Here is a 24,446-nt window from a genome sequence, read left to right on the forward strand (position 1 = left end):
TACAAGTCCTCTTCTTCATCTAACAGCTTATCCTTCATGAAACCGCGAAAGAAACTGTTTTGTTCTCTCTTCACTTGGATTTTCAAACACCTGACGTGGATCACCCTGTTCGACAATGCGTCCGTCGTCCATAAAGATCACATGATCGGCGACGTCACGGGCAAATGCCATCTCATGGGTTACGATGATCATCGTCGTATTCTGGTCAGCAAGCTCGCGGATAACTTTTAATACTTCTCCGGTCAGCTCCGGGTCCAGTGCAGAAGTCGGTTCGTCAAAGCAGAGGATATCCGGCTGCAGGGCAAGTGCCCTTGCAATAGCAACTCTCTGACACTGCCCACCGGAAAGCTGATGCGGATAATTGTCCATCCGGTTATCCAGTCCCATCTGTGTCAGAAGAACCTTTGCCTGTACCTCGATGGCGGTCAGGATTTCACGTTTTCTTTCTTTAAAGTCTGGCTGCTCTGCGGCGAGAAGCTTTTTAGCAAGCATTACATTTTCCAGAGCGGTATACTGCGGAAACAGATTAAAGTTCTGAAACACCAGACCAAAATGTAGTCGTTTTTTACGGATCACAGATTCCTGTGTGGTTGCCGGGACAGAGGCGTCAAAAAGTGTCTCGCCATTTACCCGGATGATTCCGTTATCCGGACGTTCCAGAAAGTTCAGGCAGCGGAGAAGCGTTGTCTTTCCACTTCCGGAAGATCCGATGATGGAAACAGCCTGTCCTTTTTCCAGGTTAAATCCAACGTCTTTTAAGACAGGAGTCTTATTAAAAGATTTACTGATATGTTCTACTTCTAAGATTGGCATAAATATGAATTCTCCTTATCTGAAATATTCCAGTTTCTTTTCAAGGCGTCCGAGAAGAACGGTCAGGATACCGTTGAAAATAAGATAATAAACAGCGGTAAAGAACAGCGGCCAGATGGCACCGGAGATGCCATGTGAGCCTTTCATAAATGCCTGTCCTGCCCAGATAATCTCCTGCAGCGCGATAATACGTGCAAGAGAAGTATCTTTTACCAGGGTGATGATCTCATTTGACATCGGTGGTACGATGCGTTTGATCATCTGAAGAAGTGTGATCTTGAAAAAGATCTGATGCTTTGTCATGCCAAGTACAAGACCGGCTTCTTTCTGACCTTCCGGAACACCCTGGATTCCACCGCGGTAGATTTCTGAAAAATAGCAGGCGTAATTGATGATAAAAGATACGGCTGCTGCAAGGAATCGTCCTGCTTCACCACCACCCCAGATCGGGTTATGTAAGACCAGCCCGGGGAAATAGTAGATGATCAGAAGCTGGATCATCAGCGGGGTACCGCGGATCACCCAGACGATCAGTCTCGCAAGCCAGCTAAGAGGCTTGAAATGAGACATGGAGCCAAAGGCAATGACCAGTCCGAGAGGAAGGGCGCCGATCAGCGTCACAATAAATAATTTTAAAGTTTGTAAAAAGCCGACATTCAGTGCGGACACTACGACCGGCATTTGTTTCATAATCAGATCCATAAAAAGTTCCTGCCTTAAATATTATTTCTGCTCAATGATGGCATCCTGAACCCCATAGGTTTCAGCGCATTTCTTCATAGAACCATCATTGTAGCTTGTCTTGAAGAATTCGTTCAGTTTGTCTGCAAGATCGGAACCTTTGCGGAATCCAACACCATATTTTTCGGTAGTAAGTTCAACGGTGTGAGTCAGATTTTCGTATCCGGTACCTTTTCCGACCATGGCACCGGCCATCAGAAGGTCGATGACTGCAGCATCAGAGGTTCCGGCTGCAACTTCCATCAGGGCATCAGACTGTGAAGAAACCGCAGTGTAGTCATATCCTTCTCCGCTTACAGCTTCTTCTCCGGCACTTCCGGATTCAACTGCAAAAGAAAGATCCTTCAGACTGTCTTTGTCCTGATATTTGTCTGCTTTATCAGAAGGAACAACCACTACCTGCGCATTGTTACAGTAAGCGGATGTGCATGCCATTGCGCTGGTTACTTCATCAGTAAGTGTCATACCGTTCCATACACAGTCGATTGTCTTTCCGTCAAGTTCCATGACTTTATTGTCCCAGTCAATCTCTACAAATTCAGCATCAACGCCAAGACTTTTTGCAAATGCTTTTGCCATATCAGCATCAAAACCGATCCATTCATCGTTATCATCTTTGTAATCCATTGGTTCAAAATCAGTGATTCCAACTACCAGGGTTCCTTTGTCCTGAACGTATTCTACATCGCTTTTGGATGCTTTTTTTGAATCATCTGAAGTTTTTGTATCGGAAGATGAACCTCCGCATGCTGCAAGGGATAATACCATTGCTGAAGTAAGTGCAAGTGCTGTTATTTTTTTCATAATAATCTCTCCTCATATACTTTCAAAAAATGTCACGTCACTATATTATCAATCTACCATACTAAAGTCAACCAAAACTTGCTATTTACTTTCTTTTTTGATAAAGATACAATAAGAAATACAGGAATTACTGTAGAAAGAGTAAAACAGAGGAATATAAATATATGGAAACAAATGAGATTATTGTTCACCATGCGACGGAGAATAACCTGAAAAATGTATCCATCCGGATACCAAAGCATCAGATCACAGTATTTACCGGAGTATCAGGTTCCGGGAAATCTTCGCTGGTTCTGGATACTCTTGCGGCGCAGTCACGCAGGGAATTAAATGATACTTTTCCAAGCTTTGTACAACAGTATCTTCCCAAATACGGAAGACCGCATGTGGAACGGATCGAGAATCTGCCGGCAGCAATTGTGATCAATCAGAAAAAGCCGGCTCCGAATCAGCGGTCAACAGTTGGGACCTATACGGATACCTACACACTTCTAAGACTTTTATTTTCAAGAGTAGGACAGCCTTTTGTCGGTTATTCGGACAGTTTTTCTTTCAATCATCCACAGGGGTGCTGTCCAAGATGCAACGGACTTGGGGAAGTGACAGATCTGGATGTACACAAGCTGGTAGATTTTGATAAATGTCTGAATGATGCCGAAGTGATCCATTATGTGGCATTTGAGCCGGGGCAGTGGAGATGGATCCGTTATGCAAACAGCGGATTGTTTGATCTGAATAAGAAGATTAAAGACTATTCCGAAGAAGAACTGGAACTGTTTTTATATTCACCGCAGATACGTCTTAAGAACCCACCGGAAGGCTGGCCGAAAACTGCGAAATATGAAGGGCTTGTGCATCGGATGTACCGCAGTGTCTTAAATTCAGAAGAAGGAAAGCTTCACAGGGAGCTATTGGATCCGATCACCAGTCATGGAGTTTGTCCGGAGTGTAATGGGGCAAGATTGAATCAGAAGGTGTTGTCCTGCAAAATTGACGGGAAAAATATTGCTGATGTAATAAAACTTCCATTATCCGAGCTATGTGCGTGGATTGACCAAATAGAAGATCCGCTTGCAAAAGATATTCAGGATACACTGCATACCAAACTGTCTGCACTTATAGATATCGGACTGGGATATCTGTCTCTGGACAGAGGGTTATCTACTTTATCTGGTGGAGAAATCCAGAGATGCAAGATTGCAAAATGCCTAAATTCCTCGCTTTCTGATTTGTTGTATATTTTGGATGAACCGAGTGCAGGGCTTCATAATCATGATATTGAGCGGATGCGCCGTGCACTGGAAAAATTGAGAGATGGTGGAAATACGGTTGTTCTGGTGGAGCATCACCGGAAAATGATTGAGATGGCCGATCACATTGTGGAAATGGGTCCGGAACCGGGAATGGCCGGTGGAAGAGTTTTATTTGAAGGCAGTTATAAGGAACTCTTAAAGAGTGATACGCCGACCGGAGAAGAGATGCGGCTTACTACTTCTCTGAAAGCAAAGGCAAGGGAAGCGAAAGGAATATGGCGGATGGAGCATATCCATCTTCACAATCTGAAGGACATTACCATCGAATTTCCAATAGGAAATCTGGTTGTGATCGCAGGTGTTGCCGGATCCGGAAAAAGTTCTTTGATGGAAAGCTTTTACCGCAGTATGGGAGAGGATGTGGTGTTTGTAAGCCAGCGCGCTGCAGGTGCAAGTCTCAGATCCACTCCGGCGACCTATCTGGGAGTCGCAGATGAAATCCGGAAAATATTTGCAAAGCGGTGCGGTCAGAAGGCATCTTTGTTCTCTTTTAACGGTGCAGGAAAGTGTCCGGCATGTAAGGGAAAAGGAGTGATCGTATCGGATATGGCATTTATGGATGACATCGAGACGACCTGTGATGTGTGTAAAGGACTTCGGTATTCAAAAGAAGTTCTGCAATACGAAGTAGAAGGAAAGAACATTGCGGAAGTGATGGATCTGACTGTTGCACAGGCAAGGGAATTCTTCCGGGGGACAAAGATCAGTGAAGCGCTGGAGCCTCTGGAAAAAGTAGGACTTTCCTATCTGCACCTGAATCAGGCACTTTCTACTTTATCAGGCGGAGAGTTGCAGCGAATGAAGTTTGCTTCCTATCTCGGAAGTAAAGGTCGTATTTTCATTCTTGATGAGCCGACAAACGGACTGCATATCAAGAATGTTAGGAGTCTGTTAAAGCTTTTGAACCAGATGGTGGATGAGGGAAATTCCATTTTTGTTATCGAACATAACATAGAATTTATCAAATCCGCTGATTATGTGGTAGAATTAGGACCAGAAGGCGGAGATGCAGGAGGAAGACTGCTGTTTGCCGGTACACCGTCTGAGATGAAAATGTGTGAGAAATCTGTCACGGCAGAATATTTATAATTGTGAAAGATTTGCAGAAACAGAAATATTTACCAAATAGATAAAAGAGAAGGAGACGAAAGCTATGAAACTAATGATTGCATCAGATATCCACGGATCCGCATATTATTGTCTGGAAATGCTGGATGCGATGAAAAAAGAATGCCCGGACAGACTGTTACTTCTGGGTGACATCCTGTATCATGGACCAAGAAATGATCTTCCGCTGGAATACGAACCAAAAAAGGTAATCAAAATGTTAAATGAAGTCAAAGAGAAATTATTCTGTGTACGCGGAAACTGTGATACAGAGGTAGACCAGATGGTACTGGATTTTCCGATCATGGCAGACTATGCAGTGATCCCGTGCGGAAGCCGCCTCATCTACGCCACCCACGGTCATCATCACAACGTCATGACCCCGATCCCAATGCAGCCAGGCGATATCCTCCTCCACGGACACACCCATGTACCAGCCTGGGAACCATTCGGAAACGAGAACCTCTACCTCAACCCAGGCTCCGTCTCCATCCCAAAAGAAAACAGCGCCCACAGCTACATGATCCTGGAAGACGGTATCGCCAAATGGAAAAACCTTTATGGTGAAACCTATCACGAAATGATGCTATAGCTATTGTGCTAAAGAACAAGAAAGTATAGAATTTCATTAACAAATGAAAACATACACTCCCTGAAAAAGTGGAAAACTTTTATCTTTGCGAAGAAGAGCCAGAACCTGAAAAATATTGAACAAAATAAAACCCCACAAATTGTCGACATTCGCCAATATACATCCTCCGAATTTTGTAATAAAATGAAACTAAGAAAAGCAAAGGAGAACCTAACAACATGAGAGCTTACGAAAGATTTTTAAACTACGTTCCGGTATGGACAACCAGTGATGAGACAAGCGATACTGTCCCGTCAGCAGACAGAGAGCTGGTACTGGCAAGAATGCTTGTAGAAGAGATGAAAGGTCTTGGAATCGCAGATGCAAGAGTGGACGACAAGGGATATGTATATGGACACATTCCTGCAACTCCTGGATGCGAAGACAAGCCGTCGCTTGGTCTGGTTGCGCATATGGACACTGTGGCAGATGCATCAGGGGAAAATATAAAGCCACAGATCATTGAGAATTATGACGGGAAGGACGTTGTCCTGAAAGGTTCCGGAGATATTCTGAAAGTAGAGGAGTTTCCGTATCTTGCAGAATTAAAGGGCAGAACTCTGATCACAACTGACGGAACCACACTTCTTGGAGCAGATGACAAGGCGGGAATCGCTGAGATTCTTACCGTGGCAGAAGAGATCATCAAAGAAGGACTTCCGCATGGAAAGATCTGCATCGGATTTACACCGGATGAAGAGATTGCAAGAGGAGCAAAGCATTTTGATGTAGAAGGTTTTGGTGCTGACTATGCTTACACTTTGGACGGTGATGAGGAAGGCGAGATTCAGTTCGAGAACTTCAATGCATCGACTGCATTTATCACTATTCACGGTGTCAGCGTACATACGGGATCGGCAAAAGACGTGATGGTTAATTCACAGACCATTGCAACCGAAATCCACCAGATGCTTCCGGTAAATGAAAGACCGGAGACAACCGAAGGATATGAAGGATTCTATCATCTGGTCAGTGTGCAGGGAAATGTGACAACGACTAAGATGAAATATTTTATCCGTGATTTTGATCGCAGATCTTTTGACGCAAGAGCACAGAAACTTCGTGATATCGCAGAAGAGATGAATAAAAAGTACGGCGAAGGAAAAGTAGAAGTTGAGATTGTAGAATCTTATTACAACATGCGCGAAAAGATTGAACCGTGCATGCAGCTGATCGATTACGCAAAAGCAGCGATCGAGCATGCTGGTATTACACCGATCGTGTCACCGGTACGTGGGGGAACAGACGGTGCAAGACTCAGCTTCAAAGGACTTCCGTGTCCAAATCTTGGAACAGGCGGACATGCATTCCATGGCGTATTTGAGCATATCACGGTAGAAGGAATGGATAAAGCAGTCCTTATTGTAAAAGATATCATTAGACAGTTTGCAGAATAAAGGGGAATTCAATAGAATTAAAGGAAAGGTATTGAGCATACAGCGGTTCTTCAGCAGCTTACCTGGCTGAATTCCGTATGTATGCCGCTTCGTTATGCCTGGGTATTTGTGGCTTACATTGCGCTTCGTAAGGCATATGACCGGATCCCGGCAGAATACCGTTTTGTGAAAAATCAGAAGATCGCATACTTTTTCGGCGGATGGTGTTTATTTGTGACACTGATCTGTTGTATAATGGGAATGTATAACAAAGATCCATTTACCTTTGCAATGAATGTAATCACACCGGTAGTGCTGACTGCACTTGGAATTATCATGCCGAAGTTTGCCGAGCGTGAACGTGCAAAAGAATCTGGAAAATAAAGGGCTGAAATGCCAGGAGGAACATCATGGAGAACCAGACAATTAAAGAACTCACATCATTTATAAAGAACTCGCCGACTGCTTTTCATGCAGTAAAATCAATCCGGGATATTCTTACAAAAGAAGGATTTCAGGAGCTGAAAGAGTCGGAAAAATGGAAAATAGAAAAAGGCGGAAAATATTATGTGACCCGCAACCATTCCAGCATTCTTGCATTTAAAGTCGGAAACCAACTGGATGAGTACAGCTTTCATGTAACTGCGTCCCACAGTGACTCACCGACCTTTAAGATCAAAGAGAATGCAGAGATTGAGGTGAAGAAAAAATACACCGTTCTGAATACAGAAGGCTATGGCGGAATGATCTGCTCTACCTGGTTTGACCGTCCGTTATCGGTAGCAGGGCGCGTGATTGTAAAGACGGACAGTGGAATGGAGACCAGACTGGTCAAGGTAGAAAGAGATCTTCTGATGATTCCAAGTCTTGCAATCCATATGGACCGCGCAGTCAATGAAGGCCGTGCGATCAACAAACAGGTAGACATGCTTCCGGTTTTTGCCGGATCGGCAAAAGAACCAGGTGAGATGAAAAAACTGATCGCAGAAGAACTTGGCGTAGAAGAAGAGAAGATTTATGGTATGGATCTGTTCCTGTATAATCGGATGAAGCCATCTGTATGGGGAAGAGAGAAGGAATTTTTATCCTGCCCACAGCTGGATGATCTGCAGTGTGCGTTTGCGTCACTGAATGGTTTCCTTGCAGGAGAAAATGCAAAGAATATCAATGTATTTGCCTGCTTTGACAATGAAGAGGTTGGATCAGGAACCAAGCAGGGAGCAGCATCGACATTGTTGTCGGATGTGCTTTGGCGGATCAATAAGGCACTGGGAAAGGATGAGGAAGATTTCTATCGTGCAGTTGCCGGAAGTTTTATGCTGAGCTGTGATAATGCACATGCAGTACATCCGAATTATCAGCAGAAGACGGATGTAAATAACTGTAACTATATGAACGAAGGAATCGTGATCAAATCTCATGCCGGTCAGAAATATACCAGTGATGCAGTAAGTATTGCGATTTTCAAGGCAATCTGCGAAAAGGCAGGTGTACCGGTGCAGTTTTTTGCCAACCGCTCGGATGCGGCAGGCGGAAGTACACTGGGAAATATTGCGATGGCGCAGGTATCCATGAATACCGTGGATATCGGACTTCCGCAGCTCGCAATGCATTCGGCTTATGAGACCTCCGGTGTAAAGGATACCGGTTATCTGATCGAGGCATCCAAAGAATTTTACAGCTGTCATATCAAGACAGCAGGTGATGGTGTGTTTGAAATTGTATAAAGAAGTATTTGCAGGGAGTTCAGGAAGAACTCTCTGCAAGTTTTTCCGAATCTGGAAGAAGGCATATTTCGCAAGGAACGATAGAAAAGTAAAATTCAGAGTGCATTCTAATTTTTTTATAGACAGGAAAGAAACTGTCCTGTTATAATAATTATGGTGTCAGATTATCGAAATGGCAGAGAATGAGTAACAAGGTTGGGTAAAAGGAATGGCAGAATTAACATATCGAACACTAAGGGAAAATATTGCAGATATTATCCGGAAGAGGATCATTTATCAGGAGCTGGAGCCGGGACAGAAGATTGTGGAACAGGATCTGGCAAAGGAATTTAAGACAAGCAGGGCTCCGATTCGTGAGGCACTTAGACAGCTGGAGAATGAAGGGCTTATAGAATATGTAAGAAATGCAGGATGCTCTGTAAAAGAAATTACACTGGAAGAATCATTTGAAATTTACCTTATGCGGGCGAATTACGAAACCATGGCAGTGAAGCTGATGGGCGGAAACGTTCCGGAGGATACCATTTGCCGGATGGAAGAAGTGCTGGAAAAAATGAAAAAACTGGATGAAGAGCAGTTTGACCATGTTTTTGTCTATGATAACCAGATGCATGGACTGCTTGTAGAGATGACTGGTATGACAAGGCTCTATAAAGCATGGAAAGAGCTGAATTATGGAAATATTGTTACGGGTTTCAGCCTGAGCACGGATAAAAAGCGTGTGTTAGAAAGACAGTATCCGATTCATAAAGAACTGGTGGATGCCTGCAGGGAAAAGAACAAGGAGAAGATCTGTCACGTTCTTTCCGAACATTACATGAGAACGATCCGAAGGCTTTTGAAAGAGCAGGGATTGTCGGAAGAGGATTCAGGATTTTCATTTGATTTTCTTGTCTAGGATACAGAGAGAGGTTACAGGATTTACATAGTAGTAAATGGATAAATATTAATAATGAAGAGATGTGGATAGTAATATTCCACATCTTTTTTTGCTGTGTTTTGTTGAATTATAACAAAAAAAGAGTGTAAGAAATGAGCTGTATTGAAAAAGTGGTGATGTTATGCTATATTACTTATAAGAAATGGCGATTGTCGACAGTCGCCAAAACAGAAAGGAAATAAAAAGTAATGGGAAAAGCACAGACTAATGAAAAACATCCAAAAGGCTTTTATGCCTGTTGTATCACATTTATGTTTGAACGCCTGGCATTTTACGGAGCAAAGCCAATCTTGCTTCTATTCCTGATCACTGCAACTTTACAGGGTGGTCTTGGTATTGAGCGAACAGATGCGGCAGTAATGGCAGCGAATCTGACAGCGTATACCTACATGGCACCGCTGATCGGAGGAATTATCTCTGACAGATGGCTGGGAGCGAGATATGCGATCTCTCTGGGATATATTATCATGGCAATCGGATATCTGGTAGGCTGGAAGGCAACAGGTCCGGGAATGGTCAATCTGATGATCATTCTTGTATCGATTGGAACCGGTCTTTTTAAAGGAAACTTAAACGCTCTGATCGGAAGACAATATCAGAACAAAGAGCTTCTGGATGCTGCATTTTCCATTCAGTATTCTTATGTAAATGTTGGGGCTTTCGTAGGTTCACTGCTTACCGGATTTTTGTATCTCCACTTGTTCAAAAAAGGCGATGTACTTGGATTCCGTCAGTGCTTCTTTGTGGCATCGATCTGGTGCATCGTTGGTCTGGTATGGTTTGTGCTGAACTGGAAAAACCTTCAGGGACAGGGTGTGAAACCATTCAAGTATCTTACGGATGAGAATGGAAATGTGATCGGGTCTACCGAAAAGAAAGAAGATGGAAAGAACGACAAGCAGCCACTTACAAAATTGGAAAGAAACCGTACGATAGCGATCATCCTTGTATCGGCACTCTCCGTTATCTTCTGGCTGTTCTACTATCAGCAGGATCTTGCGCTTGTCATTTATATGACCGATTATGTGAAGATGAGTATTGGCTCTTTTGACATTCCGCCGTCATGGGTTACTACTACATGGAACGGACTTTTGTGTGTCGTTCTTGGTGGTGTGATGGCAGCTATCTGGAAGAAACTTGCAGAGCGTCCGCAGGGCGATATGAATATGTTTAAGAAAGTAGCACTTGGCTTCCTTTTTGTAGGACTTTCGTTTGGAGTAATGGTTGTATGTGAACTGGTTCGCGGAGTTGGCGCAGATGCTTCTGTAAAAGCAAGCGTTTTCTGGCCATTCCTGTTTGTAACGGTTATTACAATCGGAGAGATGTGTTTCTCACCGCTGCGTAATGCATTTGTAAGTAAGTATGCGCCGAAGAAATATCTCTCACTTCTGATGGGAGTTATCGCAATTTCTACATTTGGGGCAAACAAGTTAAGCCCGTTTGTACAGGCATTTATTGAAAAATTTGATGTGTTCCCTGTATTTGTTGGAATCACAGTCATTATGTTAGTATTTACAGCACTTATCTTCCTGGCTAACAAGAAACTGAACAGCCTTGTTGAAGGGAAAGAAGAAGCTTAAATGGTTCTGTCAAAAAGAGAAAAAAGAAGTCCGGTGATCAAAGGAAAGATCACCGGATTTTCTTTTAACCGAGCATTTCGATAAATGCCCCGAGTCTTGTATTGATCTGTGCCTGGTCACCGGAAGAATAGTCTGTATTGATCGCAATATACGGAAGTCCTTTTTCTTTGGTGACAAAGGTGCGGATCGCATCGGATTCAATGGCAAAGGTATGACATGCCTGCAGAAGAACCTCAACGACACCATCTACCTGATATTCGTCAATCTGGGTATCAAGTGCCTCGAGACGTCCCGGGTTCGGACTCATGACCGAACAGTTTACACGAAGATATTTTTCGGCGATTGCAGTGATTGGATCCTTTGTCTCATCAATCGGATCTTTTTTCTCACGTGGACCGCAACAGTTCTCAAAGCCGACAACATCTGCTCCGAGTTCTTCAATCTGGCGTACAATTTTGTCGATCACGCCGGTAGTCGGACATCCGGTAATGAGAACCCTCGGACGGGATGGTTTGCCTTTATATTCCTTTTCATAAAGCTCTTTAAGCTCGGCGGTACGGTGTTCCAGGTATTTGATTTTTTCTTCCAGATCAACCGTGAATTCGTTCGAGGAAATAACCGTGTTGATCTCATAACCGGTAATCGGAGTCGGCTTTAAGCGTCCGATCTCAAAGAAGTCAAGGACGGCCTTGCGTTCCCGGTTGCGAAGATGGATCGCTTTGCGGATCTGTTCATCTGTGATCTTTATGTGATAGAAATCCTCCAGATCTTCTTTGACGCTGATTACCTCCTGTTTCCAGAATTCCAGCGCACCGCGGCCTGTTTTTCCTGGCGGAAGCTGCATAATATGGCAGTGCTTAAGCTCAGACATCAGTTCATACATTTTCTTTTTGCCATCACAGGTTGTCTCTGCGAGTACCATGTCCGAAAAATAGAAGAATGGACAGCGGTCAGCGAGAGCAGCACCATAGCTTGCCTTGATCAGAGGACAAAGGTTCTGTGGCAGTCTGGTCTCTGCGATCGGGATATTGTCATCTCCGATTCCGCAAAGTACAACTGCAGCTGCGTCTGCAGCTTCAATCAGTTCCCATGGGGTGTAGGTACAGAAAACTCCGACAATTCTGCGCCCGGACTCTTTCAGTTCTTTCATTTTCAGAAAAGCATTCTTTCTTGCTTCCGGATAGGTTTCAAAATCTTCCGGTAATTTTAAATTGGTCATTTTCAAATCTCCTTTTTTATAACTGATAGTTTTATCATAAGTGTTTTTAAACGAGATGTATAATTGATAATTTTTATAAAGAAGGAAATTTAAAGATGTTTTCAATGGAAATTCTTAAGAATTCATGATGCCAGGAGGATAGCATTGTGATTGGATTCAAAATAAGGTATATTGAAAACAGGAACATAAAGTAGAGCGAAAAGAAAAGGAGAACATTTATGGGGGCATTGATTCATATAGAAAATATGAAGAAAATCTACAATCCGGGTGAGAATGAAGTCCGTGCGCTTGACGGGATCGATCTGGATATCGAAAGAGGAGACCTGGTTGCGATTGTGGGACATTCAGGTTCGGGGAAATCAACGCTGATGAATATGCTCGGCTGTCTGGATACACCGACTTCCGGCAAGTATGTTCTGGACGGGCAGGATGTGGCGAGTATGACAGATAATCAGCTTGCAGATGTGCGGAATAAAGAGATCGGTTTCATTTTCCAGGGATTCAACCTGATCAGTAATCTGGATGCAGTTGGAAACGTAGAGCTTCCGCTGGTATACCGCGGGGTGTCAAAAAATGAGAGAAAGCAGCTTGCGATGGAAGCCCTGAAAAGTGTCGGACTGGAAGACCGGATGAAGCATAAGCCGAATGAAATGTCCGGAGGACAGCAGCAGAGAGTTGCGGTGGCAAGAGCGGTTGCCGCAAAACCGCCGATCATTCTTGCCGATGAGCCGACCGGCAATCTGGATACGAAGTCAACACAGGAGATCTTGGAAATCCTGAAAGAACTGCACAGGTCAGGCAGAACGGTTATTATCATCACACATGATGAAGAGATCGCCAGTCAGGCACACCGGGTGATCCGGATACTTGATGGCAGGATTGAAGAAGATTATTGTAACAGTTAATGCACAAAGTTAAAGTTTATTTTAGATTTCAACTAATCTTTTAAAATGCAACATTTTCGTTTACCTTTCCAGCTAAATGCGGTAAAATAAAAGAAAAAGGGATCTGGCATCAAAAGCCAGATGAGACAGGAGGGTTTTTGTATGAAGATGATTATGGCAATCCTGCATAAGGATGATGAACTGGAAACGATAGAGGAACTGAATATTGCCGGATACATGGTAACAAAGCTGGCTACAACCGGTGGATTTCTGAAGAAAAAGAATACCACGATCATGGTCGTAGTGGATGATGAGAAGGTAGAAGAAGCACTTAAGATCATCAAGAAGAATTCTGGCGAAAGAAAGACGATCACTTATGCAAACCCGGCATTGATCTCAGGACAGAGCAGCATGAGCGCAGCACCATCCGTTCCGATCAATGTGCAGGTAGGCGGAAGTACGATTTTTGTACTGAACGTGGAGCAGATGGAGAAATACTAAAGTTTATGGAAATTGTAATCTTGAGTTTTACAGATGCAGGCTGTCAGATGGCCTGCAAAGTCAGAGAGAATTTCATACAAAGCGGATACCGTGTCGAAGTGTATACTTTGACACGGTTTTGCAGATTATACGGATTTCATGCTTTTCCGGAAGATAAGAAAAGCTGGATAGGCAGCCTCTGGGGAGAGAAGGCTTTGCTTTTTATCGGGGCAGCAGGAATCGCAGTGCGGATGATCGCCTCTCACGTGAAGGACAAATTTACCGATTCGCCGGTTCTGGTGCTGGATGAAAAAGGAAGCTATGTGATTCCGCTTCTGTCGGGACATGTGGGCGGAGCTGTAGAGCTTGCAAAGGAAATCTCGGAGCAAATAAATGCGCAGGCAGTACTTACTACAGCAACGGATGTGGAACAAAAGTTTGCGGTAGATGTATTTGCAAAAAGCAATGATCTGGTACTGACAGACCGGAAAAAGGCAAAGGAGATCTCAGCTGTGGTTCTGGATGGGAAAAAGATTGGATTTTATAGTGTATTTCCAGTAGAAGGAAAGCTTCCGGAGGAATTAAAGCTATGTGAAACAGAAGAGTTTCTTAGAAACTATCCATATGGAATCCGGATTGCAGGAAGAAGTGGCGAAAGACGGGAAGAAGAGACGATTCTGGACCTTCCGCCGAAGAACCTGGTGCTGGGAATCGGATGTCGCAAAGGGATTTCCGAAGAAGAGATCCAAAGTGCGGTCAATGAGGCAAAAAAGATCCTTGGATTTACAGAAAAGGAAGTTATTGAGATCGACAGTATTGATCTGAAAAAAGAAGAAGAGGGATTACTTTCTTATGCGGCAAAGTGGAAGCTTCCATTTTACACGTTTTCAGCAGAAGAGTTGGGAAAGGTTAAATGTGTCAGCTCTCATTCGGAGTTTGTCCGGAAGGTCACAGGTGTGGACAATGTCTGTGAGCGGGCGGCGATCCTTGCGGCCGGAGAGGATGGCAGGCTTCTGATGCCGAAGCAGTGCATGAACCGGGTGACAATAGCAGTGGCAGAAAAGAAGGTAAGGATCAGAATATGAAGCGGATTTTAATATTTTCAGGGACAACAGAGGGAAGGCGGATTACGGAATTTCTGGATGGAAGAAATGTAAAAGTTTATGTCAGTGCCGCAACCGAATATGGAAAAGAATGTACCGGAGAGCATGAGAATGCGGAAGTCTTTTTTGGACGTATGGATCAGAAGCAGATGGCAGAGATGATAAAGGAAAAGCAGATCGATCTGGTGATCGATGCAACCCATCCTTTTGCACAGCTTGTGACTGGAGAGATAAGAAGGGCCTGCGAAATCTCAGGTGTGAAGTATCTGCGTTGCCTGCGGGAGGAGATGGAAGCAGTGCCGGATGAAGCGGATAGGGTGATCTGGGCGCAGTCGGTTGAAGATGCGGTGGAATATCTGCAAAATACAGAAGGAAAGATCCTGATTACCACCGGAAGCAAGGAACTGATAAAATATACAAAGCTTACGGATTATAAAGAGCGTTGCTTTGCGAGAGTCCTCTCTACGGAGCAGGCGGTTATGGAGTCGGTCGCGCTTGGCTTTGAAGGAAAGCATCTCATTGCAATGCAGGGACCATTTTCAAAGGAGATGAACGTGGCTACGATCCATCAGACAGGTGCGAAATATTTTGTGACCAAAGAATCGGGAAAAGCCGGAGGCTTTGGAGAAAAGGTACAGGCAGCAAAGGAAACCGGGGCAGTTCTTGTTGCGGTAGGAAGACCAAAAGAAACAGGCAGAACATTTTCAGAAGTTTGTAAATGGCTGGAAAAGAATCTGTAATAAAAGTTCAGAAAATAGTTATGGGGAGATAAAGTCAGAGATCAGAAAGGCAGATGGGGAAGATGAATCTGACAGATTTGCATTATGTAGTTGAAATCGAAAAGAGTGGGTCAATCTCAAAGGCGGCGAAGGAACTTTATGTGGCGCAGCCAAATCTTAGTAAGGCGATCAAGCATCTGGAGCGGGAATTTGGAATTTCTATCTTTGAGCGGTCCTCAAAAGGGGTTAAGGCGACAAGAGAAGGACAGAAATTTCTGGAGTATGCCAAAAGGATCATTTACGAGATAGAGGAAATGAAAAGGGACTGCAGTGATCTGGGGAAAGAAAATCTCTCATTTAAGATTACTGTTCCGAGGGCAAGTTACATTTCCAGTACATTTGCAGAGTTTATTGGAATGCAGAGCAAGGAAACGGCGATCAAAGCAGAATTTCAGGAAAATAGTTCTATGCATGCCATTGAAAATGTGTTGCAGAACGGGTATTCTATGGGGATCATCCGGTATCTGTGCGAGAATGAATCTTATTTTCAGTCGCTTCTTGATCTGAAAGGACTGAATGCAGAACTTTTAGCAGAGCTTCCGTATGTGATCCTAACTTCTGCGGATGGTGATCTTGCAAAGAGGGAGTTAAAGACAAGAGAAGAACTGGAAGATGGTGTGGAAATCCTGCATGGGGACTGGAAACTTCCGACCGGAGAATACACTGAGCTGAGTGAGAATGGAGAGTCGCTTCATCCACACAATAAAATTTATATTTTTGAAAGGGGAAGTCAGTTTGATATTTTACGGGAAGTAAAAAACAGTTATATGTGGGTATCGCCAGTACCGGAAAAAATAAGGAAAAAGTACAATCTGGTGCAGAAGCATGCCGGATTTTCCGGACAGATGATCCGGGATGTGCTGATCTACAAAAAGGGTTATCAGAAAAAATTGTATGAAAGAGAATTTATTGAGCATTTAAAAGAAACAATTCGTGAAATGATGTAAATGAGAGCAGAATGATATATCGAACCAAGATATATCTATTCTGCTTTTTTTGTGCATTTGAGGAGCTGGGTACACATTTATCCGTCTATTCATAAATACTAATACTTTTTACTCTTATATTATCATATATTGGAAAATATATAGCTATCATATATGAAACGTATAAACGAAAACTATAGATGTATGTTATAATGTCATAAAAATAATAGAATAATAAGAAGAAAATGTACAATATGACGAAGGAGGAAATGGAATGTTAGATGCATCTTATTATCAGAAAACGGATGAGATCATTGCCATGCATACAAGGGAGGAACGCTCACTGATACCGATCATTCAGGATATTCAGGAGGAATACCGTTATCTTCCACCGGAACTGCTTACCTATGTTGCAAAACAGATCGGGATTACAGAGGCAAAAGCGTACAGTGTGGCAAGTTTTTATGAGAATTTTTCATTTGAACCGAAAGGAAAGTATGTGATCAAGGTCTGTGACGGAACAGCCTGTCATGTGCGTAAATCCATTCCGATTCTGGAAGCGCTGTATAAAGAGCTGGGGTTAAATGAGCACAAGCATACATCAGACGATATGCTTTTTACGGTAGAGACTGTATCCTGCCTTGGTGCCTGTGGACTTGCACCTGCGATCACGGTTAATGATGAAGTACATCCGAAGATGTCACCGGAGAAGGTAATCAAACTTCTTGAAGAACTGAGAGGTGAAGAAAATGAAAATTGAAAACAGAACGGAACTGAAGGAATATCGTATTGAATGTCAGAAGAAACAATCGGCTGACTGCAGAGTACTGGTTTGCGGGGGAACCGGATGTCTGGCAAGTGGATCAGGCAAGATTTATGAAAAGTTAAAAGAACTGACAAAAGATCATACAGGGGTAGAAGTAAAGATCGGGGAAGAAATCGCACATACAAAGGTTATGAAGAGTGGATGTCATGGCTTCTGTGAGATGGGACCTCTGGTAAGAATTGAGCCATATAATTATTTATATATTAAAGTAAAACTGGAAGACTGCGAAGAGATTTATAACGAAACAATCCTGGGTGGCAGACCGGTAGAAAGACTTCTCTACAAGATGGATGGAGTGACTTATCCGTCACAGGAAGAGATTCCGTTCTACGCAAAGCAGACCAGACTGGTACTGAAGAACTGCGGACATATCGATGCAGAGCATATTGAGGGTGCAATGGCGGTCGGTGCTTATGCCGGAATCGAAAAGGCACTCTTTGAGATGACACCGGAAGCAGTGATCCAGACAATCTATGATTCGAATCTGCGTGGACGTGGAGGTGCCGGATTCCGTACCGGTAGAAAATGGCAGCAGGTTGCTTCTCAGAAAGAAAAGCTCCGCTATGTGGTCTGCAATGGTGATGAAGGTGACCCGGGTGCATTTATGGATCGAAGCATTATGGAAGGCGATCCACACCGTATGATTGAAGGTATGATGATCGCGGCATATGCAGTACAGGCACAGGAAGGATATATCTATGTACGTGCAGAATACCCGCTTGCGATTGAAAGACTGAAGACAGCGATCAGCCAGGCAGAGGCAATCGGACTTTTAGGAGACAACATTCTAGGAACCAATTTCAGTTTTCATTTACATATCAACCGTGGTGCAGGTGCATTTGTCTGTGGAGAAGGCAGTGCACTGACTGCGTCTATTGAAGGAAAACGTGGAATGCCGAGAGTAAAACCGCCACGTACAGTAGAGCAGGGACTCTGGGCAAAACCAACTGTTCTTAATAACGTAGAAACTTATGCCAATGTTCCGATGATCGTTATAAATGGTGCAGACTGGTTCAAAGGAATCGGTACACCGGAGAGTCCCGGAACGAAAGCATTTGCACTGACCGGTAATGTAAGAAATACGGGACTGATCGAAGTACCAATGGGAATTACATTGCGCGAAGTTATTTATGACATCGGCGGTGGAATCCAGAATGACAAGAAATTCAAAGCAGTACAGATCGGAGGTCCGTCCGGTGGATGTCTGACCGAAGATCAGCTGGACAGTAAGATGGACTTTGATTCACTGGCGAAGATCGGGGCAATGATCGGTTCGGGCGGTCTGGTTATCATGGACGAGGATACCTGTATGGTAGAGGTTGCCAGGTTCTTCATGAGTTTTACACAGAGAGAAAGCTGTGGAAAATGTGTTCCTTGCCGTGAAGGTACAAAGAGAATGCTTGAAATCCTGGAGCGTATTGTGGCAGGAAATGGAAAACCATCCGATATGGACGAGCTTCGTGAACTGGCAGATATGATTGAAAGTACGGCACTTTGCGGACTTGGAAAGAGCGCACCGAAGCCGGTTATCAGTACCATGAATGCATTTGAAGAGGAATATCTGGAACATATCAACGAGAAACGCTGCCGGACAGGAGTCTGTTCAAATCTGCGTAAATTCCAGATCGATCCGGAGATATGTAAGGGCTGCTCAAAGTGTGCAAGAAACTGTCCGGCAGGCGCAATTGAAGGCGTGCTGAAATCTCCTTATCATATCAATCAGGAGAAATGTATCAAGTGCGGAGCCTGCATGGAACAGTGTCCGTTTAAAGCAATTCATATCGAGAAATAGGAGGAATGAGTCATGGGATATATGACAATAGATGGAAGGAAGGTAGAATTTACAGATGAGCCGAATGTACTTTCTGTCATCCGTAATGCAGATATAGATATACCGACGCTCTGCTACCATTCAGAACTGTCTGTGTATGGAGCCTGTCGTTTGTGTACCGTAGAAGATGAGAGAGGAAAGACGTTTGCATCCTGTTCAGAACCGCCAAGAGATGGGATGGTCATTTACACAAATACTCCGCGTCTTATGAAATATCGTAAGATGATCCTGGAGCTTTTACTTGCTGCACATTGCAGAGACTGTACAACCTGTATCAAGAGTGGAGAATGTCAGCTTCAGTCGCTGGCACACCGTATGGGTGTTACAACCGTCCGATTTGAAAATACAAAAGAACAGTATCCACTGGATTTCAGTTCACCGTCAATTGTGCGTGACCCGAATAAATGTATTCTCTGTGGTGACTGTGTCCGTATGTGCGACAACGTACAATCTGTTAATGCGATTGATTTTGCATACCGGGGAACGAAGGCTCTGGTAACGCCGGCATTTAACAAAAAGATTGCAGAGACAGACTGCGTAAACTGTGGACAGTGCAGGGTTGTCTGTCCGACGGGTGCGATCAGTATCAATACCAATATCGAAGTGATCTGGGATCTTCTTGCAGATAAGAATACAAAGGTGATCGCACAGATCGCACCGGCAGTCCGGGTTGCAGTCGGCGATCAGTTCGGTCTTCCGAGAGGGGAAAATGTGATGGGAAAACTCGTCAATGTGTTGCACCGCCTAGGATTTGATGAAGTTTATGATACTTCTTATGGTGCAGACCTTACGGTGATCGAGGAATCTGAAGAGCTTCTTGAACGACTTGCATCCGGAGAAAACCTTCCATTATTTACATCCTGCTGTCCGGCATGGGTAAAATTCTGTGAGAACCGTTATCCGGATCTGGCAAAAAATCTGTCAACCTGTCGTTCACCGCAGCAGATGTTTGGTTCTGTGATACGTGAATACTATAAGGATCCGGAAAAGAATGGTGGAAAGAGAATTGTCTCTGTATCGATCATGCCGTGTACTGCAAAAAAAGAAGAGATTTTAAGACCGGAATCTTCTACGAATGGAAAACAGGATATTGATTATGTACTGACTACAACAGAACTGATCACAATGATCCGGAAATCCGGTATCCGCTTTGAAAATCTGGAGATCGAAGCATCCGATATGCCGTTTGGTATCGGATCTGGTGCAGGTGTGATCTTCGGAGTAACCGGTGGTGTGACAGAAGCCGTATTGAGGCGCCTTCGTGAAGGACATAACCGTGTGGAAATGGATAAGATCAAATTCAGTGGAGTTCGTGGAGAAGAAGGGCTGAAAGAAGTAGAGTTTGATTACAACGGACGTACTATCCATGCAGCTGTTGTCAGTGGACTTGGAAATGCAGATGCGCTGATGAAGAAGATCCAGAAGGGCGAAGTACATTATGATTTTGTTGAGGTTATGGCATGCAGGCGCGGATGTATCATGGGCGGCGGACAGCCAGTCCCGGCAGGTCCGAGAAGCAGGGTAGCCAGAAGCAAAGGTCTGTATGATACCGATATCAATACGCAGATCAAGAAGTCGAACGAGAATCCGCTGATTCTGTCATTATATGATGGACTTTTGAAAGGTAAAACCCACGAATTACTTCATCGTAATTTTGAGGCAGCGAAAAAATAAAATTGTATGAAAAAGAGCATAAGACAATGCAGTCGTCGATCTGGCGGCTGCATTGTTTCATTTTAGAGAATTTCCATACATTCACTGGTACTTTTTTGCTTATTTCGATACCCTTCGCTTTCTATATATAAATATGTAAAAGAGCGGTATGAAATTATTATAAACATATAGTCATTAAGGTGCCGATTTTGAAACAAAAACTTCCGGGATTTTTAATGGGGTTCGGAAAAAACAGGGGAAAAAACCAGGAAAGATGACTCTTGTCAAGAAGAAACATATCTGTTATAGTGAGTAAGAAAAAATAAAGGTACTTTTTCAGTGCCCGACAGAAAAATTTCTGGTCGGCTTAAAAGGGAATCAGGTGAAAGTCCTGAGCGATCCGGTCACTGTAAATGAGGAGCAAAGCGGCGGCATGCCATTGCATAAAAATGTGAGAAGGTGCAGCTTTGTTAAGATCCATAAGCCAGGAGACCTGCTGAAAGAGAGTAAATTGCTTCCGATGAAAGCGCGTTTACATACACAAAGAAATGATATCTTGCTTCATACAGAGTATGAAAGCAGGATTTTTGTGCTGCCATATATACGGAGAATAGTTCCGGTGGCAGAGGGTGTAGGTGAAGTCTGCTTTCAGGAAAAAGGAAGCAGATTTTTTTGTGCATACGATGAGTCAAGTGCATATTTGTGCTTGCACAAGGAGCTGAATTTGGCGAATGTACATCATCGAGCCGTCAAGCGACAGAAGATCAGGACATCAGGAGGAAGAGTTAGATTATGAAGAGAGATTCAAAACAGTTTCTTGCACTTTTCATGGCAGTTGCAATGTCGGTTACACCGGTTTCTTATGCTTACGCTGAGGACAGTGCAGTAGCAGGAGTAGAAAATACAGAATCAGGTCAGCAGACCGTAGAAGTAACGGACGGGGAAATTGGTGCGGCAGATGCTACAGGGCAGCCGGCTGAAGAAGTGACTGGACAGGAAGAAGAAACGACTGCCGGGCAGGGAACGGACGAGAATCAGAAGAGTCAGGAAGAGCCGAAAGCAGGAGAAAATGCGACAACAGGGAATGTAACCGAGGCAGAGAAGAAAGAAGCGGGCGAAGACGGAAAAAGCGAAGAGAAGGCTGCAGAGGAGCAGAAGGTTAAGTCGAAAGAAACAGCGGGAAATGCCGGGGAAGTGAAGGCGCAGGAAGCGAAAAATGTTACCAGTGATTTTGCAATGTTTAAGGTTGGACTGTCTTCTGTTGTAAAAGAAAATGATCACCTGAAAGTTTCGATAAAAACAGAGAATACAACTTACAATAAAATTTATATTGGAAGTAAAGCTGATACAGTTGAACGGAAAGACGAAAAGGCGATAGTTGGAACGGGAACAAGCAAAGGGTATTTATTTACGTTTGAACTTCCATTGTCAGCAGATGGAACGGATGTTGCCTTTGTACCACATAGCCAAGAGAGAGGTTGGGTGAGTAGGAAAGCAGACGGAGATTACACGCTTCATATCTCATCGTCAGCAGAAAATAAAAAAGACGACACAGAAAATCCTGAACAGGGAGGCAATTCAGGAGAGAGCAAACCGGGAACCGGAAGCGGCGAAAACCAGAAACCGGGAAATGAGGACAAGAATGTACTGGATACTGGAAAATATGTGGTGGATGTTGATGCAGTTTCAGATAGTGGAATGTTTCGTGTAGTGAACTGCGTACTGACTTCTGTTGGTGGTAAAATGCAGGCAGATATTACACTTAGTGGAACCGGATACGATAAGTTATATATGGGAAGTAAGGAAGCTGCGGCAAGTGCTTCGGAAGATCAACTGATTGGGTATTCTGTAAACGCAGAAGGAAAATATGTATTTACAGTGCCAGTGGAGAGCATGAATACTGGGATTCAGATTGCAGCGCATGGGGAAAAAAGTGGTAACTGGTATGATCGTACATTAACATTCAAGACAGAAGGAATGAGTAAATATGTTCAGGTAAGTGATGGAACTTATAAAGTAAATGTAGACACGAAAACACTTAAGGGAGAACAGGTTATGTTCAAAGTAACAGACTGTACTCTTACATCCAAAAACGGAGAGATGGTTGCAGAACTTACTTTAAGTGGAACAGGATATACGCAAGTATATATGGGAAACTCTGCAGAAGCAATGCTTGCTGATCCGTCAAAGAGGATATCTTGTGGAGAAAAGAATGGGGTTCATACTTTTACAGTTCCAGTTTCTTTATTAGATACAGGAATTCAGATCGCGGCATATGGCAAAAAAGGAAAGAAATGGTATGATTATGTTATTACATTCGCCTCAGCAGGCATGAAAAATCTGGACAGCAATGGCTCAGCAAATGGAAATACCAATAATAATGGCAACACTAACCAGGGAAATAACACCAGCCAGAACACCAACTCCGGAACCGGCACCATTTCCGGCAATACAGGAACAAACCAGATCCCGGACAAAGAATCCAAATACGAGGCAGATTTAAATGGTGGAACTGCCCGTGTAAACAGTGCAACAACACTTGCAGACGGTGTCTATACACCGGATAAATTCTCCTGGTCAGGCGGAACCGGAAAGGTCAGCATCAGTTGTACCAAGATTACCGTGACAGGCGGTCAGGCATATGCTACCATTGTATTTAGCAGTGGTTCTTATGGCTATGTAAAGGCGAATGGAAATACCTATTATCCGACAGCAACCGGCAGTACGTCTACATTTGTTATTCCGGTAGAATTAAATAAAAATAATACGATCATCGGTATGACAACCAAGATGTCAACAGCGCATGAAATCAGCTATTCGATTTTCATTTACTTAAGTGCTGCAGCAAAAGCAGACGGAACTACAGTAAGTGGAGAGACCAATTTAAGTGCAGATACACTGGATGAGAAAGCGCCGGAGATCATGGGACTTTCTTATCAGTCTGAGACAAAGGTAGAGCATGCAGAGTACTTCAAGATCTATCATTATGATCAGGGCATTACCCTTCTTGAAATCGACCAGAAACAGAAGGATGCAAAAGAAGACAGCAAGAGCAAGGAAAGTACGGATAAAGAAGACACTGCAGATTCCGGACTGACACCGGCACAGGAAGAACAGCTTGCGCTTTACAAAGCAAAGATCGTCCGTTATCTGATCGTCCCGGAAGATGCAGAGATTCCGGCAGGTCTGGACAAAGAAATGATCGTGATCCAGAAGCCAAAGAAGTCTGCATATGTAGGTTCTGAGGAAGTACTGGAAATCCTGGATAAGCTGAATGCAACAGACCAGATTACATCAGTAGGTGTAAAACAGAAGAACTGTAAGGTAGAAGGCATTGCAAAAGCAATGAAAGCCAAGAAGATCATCTATGCAGGAACCTATAAGAAACCGGAAAACAAAAAGCTGATGAAGAGCAAATGTGATCTTGCGATTCTTTCAAATAAAATTCTTCCGGACGAAAAGAACGAGAAGAAAATGTCTGTAGAGGATCAGCAGAAGAGATACGAAGAGCTGGCAGAAAAATTTGTTCTTCTGGATGTTCCGATGATCGTTGACCGGTCAGCAGATGAGGAAAAGGATGATGCAAAAGCAGAGTGGAGCAAGGTTTACGAGGCAGTGTTTGGCCTGACAGACAGTGCGGATTCTGCTACAGAGAACTAGATACATGATTTTAAAGGAAAATCAGACGGAATTTCCGGCAGATAAAGAGATCA

Annotated in this window: 20 protein-coding genes and 1 riboswitch; of the genes, 16 read left to right on the top strand and 4 right to left on the bottom strand. The window is 43.6% G+C overall.

The genetic code is table 11. The features are described from left to right. Nucleotides 1-27 precede the first annotated feature (27 nt). Genes ACYQ5K_RS02890 through ACYQ5K_RS02900 form a run of 3 tightly spaced genes read right to left on the bottom strand, consistent with a single transcriptional unit; the run spans nucleotide 28 to nucleotide 2,358 of the window. Nucleotides 28-813 (bottom strand): amino acid ABC transporter ATP-binding protein, encoded by a 786-nt coding sequence (locus tag ACYQ5K_RS02890; RefSeq protein ID WP_179963132.1) that lies wholly within the window; start codon nucleotides 811-813, stop codon nucleotides 28-30. A gap of 15 nt (nucleotides 814-828) precedes the next feature. Further along, nucleotides 829-1,515, bottom strand: coding sequence for an amino acid ABC transporter permease (locus tag ACYQ5K_RS02895; RefSeq protein WP_173688576.1), 687 nt, complete (start codon nucleotides 1,513-1,515; stop codon nucleotides 829-831). Between the two features lie 21 nt (nucleotides 1,516-1,536). After that, nucleotides 1,537-2,358 carry a transporter substrate-binding domain-containing protein gene (locus tag ACYQ5K_RS02900; RefSeq protein WP_173688577.1) on the bottom strand — a complete coding sequence of 274 codons (822 nt, stop codon included), beginning with the start codon at nucleotides 2,356-2,358 and terminating at the stop codon, nucleotides 1,537-1,539. 164 nt (nucleotides 2,359-2,522) lie between these two features. Here ACYQ5K_RS02900 and ACYQ5K_RS02905 point away from each other — a divergent pair, with 164 nt between their 5' ends. From ACYQ5K_RS02905 to ACYQ5K_RS02935, 7 genes are all read left to right on the top strand, one after another. After that, nucleotides 2,523-4,760 carry an ATP-binding cassette domain-containing protein gene (locus ACYQ5K_RS02905; protein WP_173688578.1) on the top strand — a complete coding sequence of 746 codons (2,238 nt, stop codon included), beginning with the start codon at nucleotides 2,523-2,525 and terminating at the stop codon, nucleotides 4,758-4,760. A 64-nt stretch (nucleotides 4,761-4,824) separates the two neighbouring features. Further along, nucleotides 4,825-5,370 carry a phosphodiesterase gene (yfcE, locus tag ACYQ5K_RS02910; RefSeq protein ID WP_173688579.1) on the top strand — a complete coding sequence of 182 codons (546 nt, stop codon included), beginning with the start codon at nucleotides 4,825-4,827 and terminating at the stop codon, nucleotides 5,368-5,370. Nucleotides 5,371-5,588: 218 nt separating this feature from the next. Beyond that, nucleotides 5,589-6,806 (top strand): peptidase T, encoded by a 1,218-nt coding sequence (pepT, locus tag ACYQ5K_RS02915; protein ID WP_173688580.1) that lies wholly within the window; start codon nucleotides 5,589-5,591, stop codon nucleotides 6,804-6,806. An 81-nt stretch (nucleotides 6,807-6,887) separates the two neighbouring features. Then, nucleotides 6,888-7,169, top strand: coding sequence for a hypothetical protein (locus ACYQ5K_RS02920; protein WP_243259145.1), 282 nt, complete (start codon nucleotides 6,888-6,890; stop codon nucleotides 7,167-7,169). 26 nt (nucleotides 7,170-7,195) lie between these two features. Next, nucleotides 7,196-8,512 carry a M18 family aminopeptidase gene (locus ACYQ5K_RS02925; RefSeq protein ID WP_173688581.1) on the top strand — a complete coding sequence of 439 codons (1,317 nt, stop codon included), beginning with the start codon at nucleotides 7,196-7,198 and terminating at the stop codon, nucleotides 8,510-8,512. A gap of 208 nt (nucleotides 8,513-8,720) precedes the next feature. Beyond that, complete coding sequence (locus ACYQ5K_RS02930) at nucleotides 8,721-9,410, top strand: GntR family transcriptional regulator (protein WP_173688582.1); 690 nt, start codon at nucleotides 8,721-8,723, stop codon at nucleotides 9,408-9,410. A gap of 230 nt (nucleotides 9,411-9,640) precedes the next feature. Then, on the top strand, nucleotides 9,641-11,032 hold the full coding sequence (locus ACYQ5K_RS02935) for a peptide MFS transporter (protein WP_459777254.1): 1,392 nt from the start codon (nucleotides 9,641-9,643) through the stop codon (nucleotides 11,030-11,032). 64 nt (nucleotides 11,033-11,096) lie between these two features. Here ACYQ5K_RS02935 and ACYQ5K_RS02940 read toward each other — a convergent pair whose 3' ends face one another. Next, nucleotides 11,097-12,251, bottom strand: coding sequence for a double-cubane-cluster-containing anaerobic reductase (locus ACYQ5K_RS02940; protein ID WP_173688584.1), 1,155 nt, complete (start codon nucleotides 12,249-12,251; stop codon nucleotides 11,097-11,099). 218 nt (nucleotides 12,252-12,469) lie between these two features. Between ACYQ5K_RS02940 and ACYQ5K_RS02945 the strand changes: the two genes are divergently transcribed. From ACYQ5K_RS02945 to ACYQ5K_RS02985, 9 genes are all read left to right on the top strand, one after another. Then, nucleotides 12,470-13,156, top strand: coding sequence for an ABC transporter ATP-binding protein (locus ACYQ5K_RS02945; protein WP_274597651.1), 687 nt, complete (start codon nucleotides 12,470-12,472; stop codon nucleotides 13,154-13,156). A 141-nt stretch (nucleotides 13,157-13,297) separates the two neighbouring features. Next, a complete protein-coding gene (locus ACYQ5K_RS02950; protein WP_173688585.1) occupies nucleotides 13,298-13,636 on the top strand; it encodes a cyclic-di-AMP receptor in 339 nt (112 codons plus the stop codon). Between the two features lie 5 nt (nucleotides 13,637-13,641). Beyond that, the gene (locus ACYQ5K_RS02955; RefSeq protein ID WP_173688586.1) at nucleotides 13,642-14,700 is read left to right on the top strand and encodes a cobalt-precorrin 5A hydrolase; all 1,059 of its coding nucleotides are present in this window, start codon (nucleotides 13,642-13,644) and stop codon (nucleotides 14,698-14,700) included. Continuing rightward, nucleotides 14,697-15,458, top strand: coding sequence for a precorrin-6A reductase (gene cobK / locus ACYQ5K_RS02960; protein ID WP_173688587.1), 762 nt, complete (start codon nucleotides 14,697-14,699; stop codon nucleotides 15,456-15,458). Before ACYQ5K_RS02955 ends, cobK begins: the two co-directional genes overlap by 4 nt. A gap of 62 nt (nucleotides 15,459-15,520) precedes the next feature. After that, the gene (locus ACYQ5K_RS02965) at nucleotides 15,521-16,444 is read left to right on the top strand and encodes a LysR family transcriptional regulator (protein ID WP_173688588.1); all 924 of its coding nucleotides are present in this window, start codon (nucleotides 15,521-15,523) and stop codon (nucleotides 16,442-16,444) included. 253 nt (nucleotides 16,445-16,697) lie between these two features. Further along, a complete protein-coding gene (locus tag ACYQ5K_RS02970) occupies nucleotides 16,698-17,183 on the top strand; it encodes a complex I 24 kDa subunit family protein (RefSeq protein WP_022220742.1) in 486 nt (161 codons plus the stop codon). Further along, on the top strand, nucleotides 17,173-19,041 hold the full coding sequence (locus ACYQ5K_RS02975) for an NADH-quinone oxidoreductase subunit NuoF (RefSeq protein WP_173688935.1): 1,869 nt from the start codon (nucleotides 17,173-17,175) through the stop codon (nucleotides 19,039-19,041). The genes ACYQ5K_RS02970 and ACYQ5K_RS02975 overlap by 11 nt, the downstream gene beginning before the upstream one ends. A gap of 12 nt (nucleotides 19,042-19,053) precedes the next feature. After that, nucleotides 19,054-20,754, top strand: coding sequence for a [FeFe] hydrogenase, group A (locus ACYQ5K_RS02980; protein WP_173688936.1), 1,701 nt, complete (start codon nucleotides 19,054-19,056; stop codon nucleotides 20,752-20,754). Nucleotides 20,755-21,053: 299 nt separating this feature from the next. Beyond that, nucleotides 21,054-21,248, top strand: a riboswitch (cobalamin riboswitch). Nucleotides 21,249-21,525: 277 nt separating this feature from the next. Continuing rightward, nucleotides 21,526-24,393, top strand: a complete 2,868-nt coding sequence (locus tag ACYQ5K_RS02985; protein ID WP_459777255.1) for a hypothetical protein — start codon at nucleotides 21,526-21,528, stop codon at nucleotides 24,391-24,393. Nucleotides 24,394-24,446 lie beyond the last annotated feature (53 nt).

It is taken from the genome of Allocoprococcus similis (genome assembly GCF_054660775.1).

Excerpts from the sequence above, each read along its gene's own strand:
- ACYQ5K_RS02900 (WP_173688577.1), bottom strand. The coding sequence starts at position 2,358 with ATGAAAAAAATAACAGCACTTGCACTTACTTCAGCAATGGTATTATCC.
- ACYQ5K_RS02920 (WP_243259145.1), top strand. The coding sequence starts at position 6,888 with ATGCCGCTTCGTTATGCCTGGGTATTTGTGGCTTACATTGCGCTTCGT.
- ACYQ5K_RS02930 (WP_173688582.1), top strand. The coding sequence starts at position 8,721 with ATGGCAGAATTAACATATCGAACACTAAGGGAAAATATTGCAGATATT.
- ACYQ5K_RS02980 (WP_173688936.1), top strand. The coding sequence starts at position 19,054 with ATGGGATATATGACAATAGATGGAAGGAAGGTAGAATTTACAGATGAG.
- pepT (WP_173688580.1), top strand. The coding sequence starts at position 5,589 with ATGAGAGCTTACGAAAGATTTTTAAACTACGTTCCGGTATGGACAACC.
- ACYQ5K_RS02945 (WP_274597651.1), top strand. The coding sequence starts at position 12,470 with ATGGGGGCATTGATTCATATAGAAAATATGAAGAAAATCTACAATCCG.
- cobK (WP_173688587.1), top strand. The coding sequence starts at position 14,697 with ATGAAGCGGATTTTAATATTTTCAGGGACAACAGAGGGAAGGCGGATT.
- ACYQ5K_RS02975 (WP_173688935.1), top strand. The coding sequence starts at position 17,173 with ATGAAAATTGAAAACAGAACGGAACTGAAGGAATATCGTATTGAATGT.
- yfcE (WP_173688579.1), top strand. The coding sequence starts at position 4,825 with ATGAAACTAATGATTGCATCAGATATCCACGGATCCGCATATTATTGT.
- ACYQ5K_RS02985 (WP_459777255.1), top strand. The coding sequence starts at position 21,526 with ATGAAGAGAGATTCAAAACAGTTTCTTGCACTTTTCATGGCAGTTGCA.
- ACYQ5K_RS02950 (WP_173688585.1), top strand. The coding sequence starts at position 13,298 with ATGAAGATGATTATGGCAATCCTGCATAAGGATGATGAACTGGAAACG.
- ACYQ5K_RS02955 (WP_173688586.1), top strand. The coding sequence starts at position 13,642 with ATGGAAATTGTAATCTTGAGTTTTACAGATGCAGGCTGTCAGATGGCC.
- ACYQ5K_RS02905 (WP_173688578.1), top strand. The coding sequence starts at position 2,523 with ATGGAAACAAATGAGATTATTGTTCACCATGCGACGGAGAATAACCTG.
- ACYQ5K_RS02925 (WP_173688581.1), top strand. The coding sequence starts at position 7,196 with ATGGAGAACCAGACAATTAAAGAACTCACATCATTTATAAAGAACTCG.
- ACYQ5K_RS02970 (WP_022220742.1), top strand. The coding sequence starts at position 16,698 with ATGTTAGATGCATCTTATTATCAGAAAACGGATGAGATCATTGCCATG.
- ACYQ5K_RS02940 (WP_173688584.1), bottom strand. The coding sequence starts at position 12,251 with ATGACCAATTTAAAATTACCGGAAGATTTTGAAACCTATCCGGAAGCA.
- ACYQ5K_RS02965 (WP_173688588.1), top strand. The coding sequence starts at position 15,521 with ATGAATCTGACAGATTTGCATTATGTAGTTGAAATCGAAAAGAGTGGG.
- ACYQ5K_RS02935 (WP_459777254.1), top strand. The coding sequence starts at position 9,641 with ATGGGAAAAGCACAGACTAATGAAAAACATCCAAAAGGCTTTTATGCC.
- ACYQ5K_RS02890 (WP_179963132.1), bottom strand. The coding sequence starts at position 813 with ATGCCAATCTTAGAAGTAGAACATATCAGTAAATCTTTTAATAAGACT.
- ACYQ5K_RS02895 (WP_173688576.1), bottom strand. The coding sequence starts at position 1,515 with ATGGATCTGATTATGAAACAAATGCCGGTCGTAGTGTCCGCACTGAAT.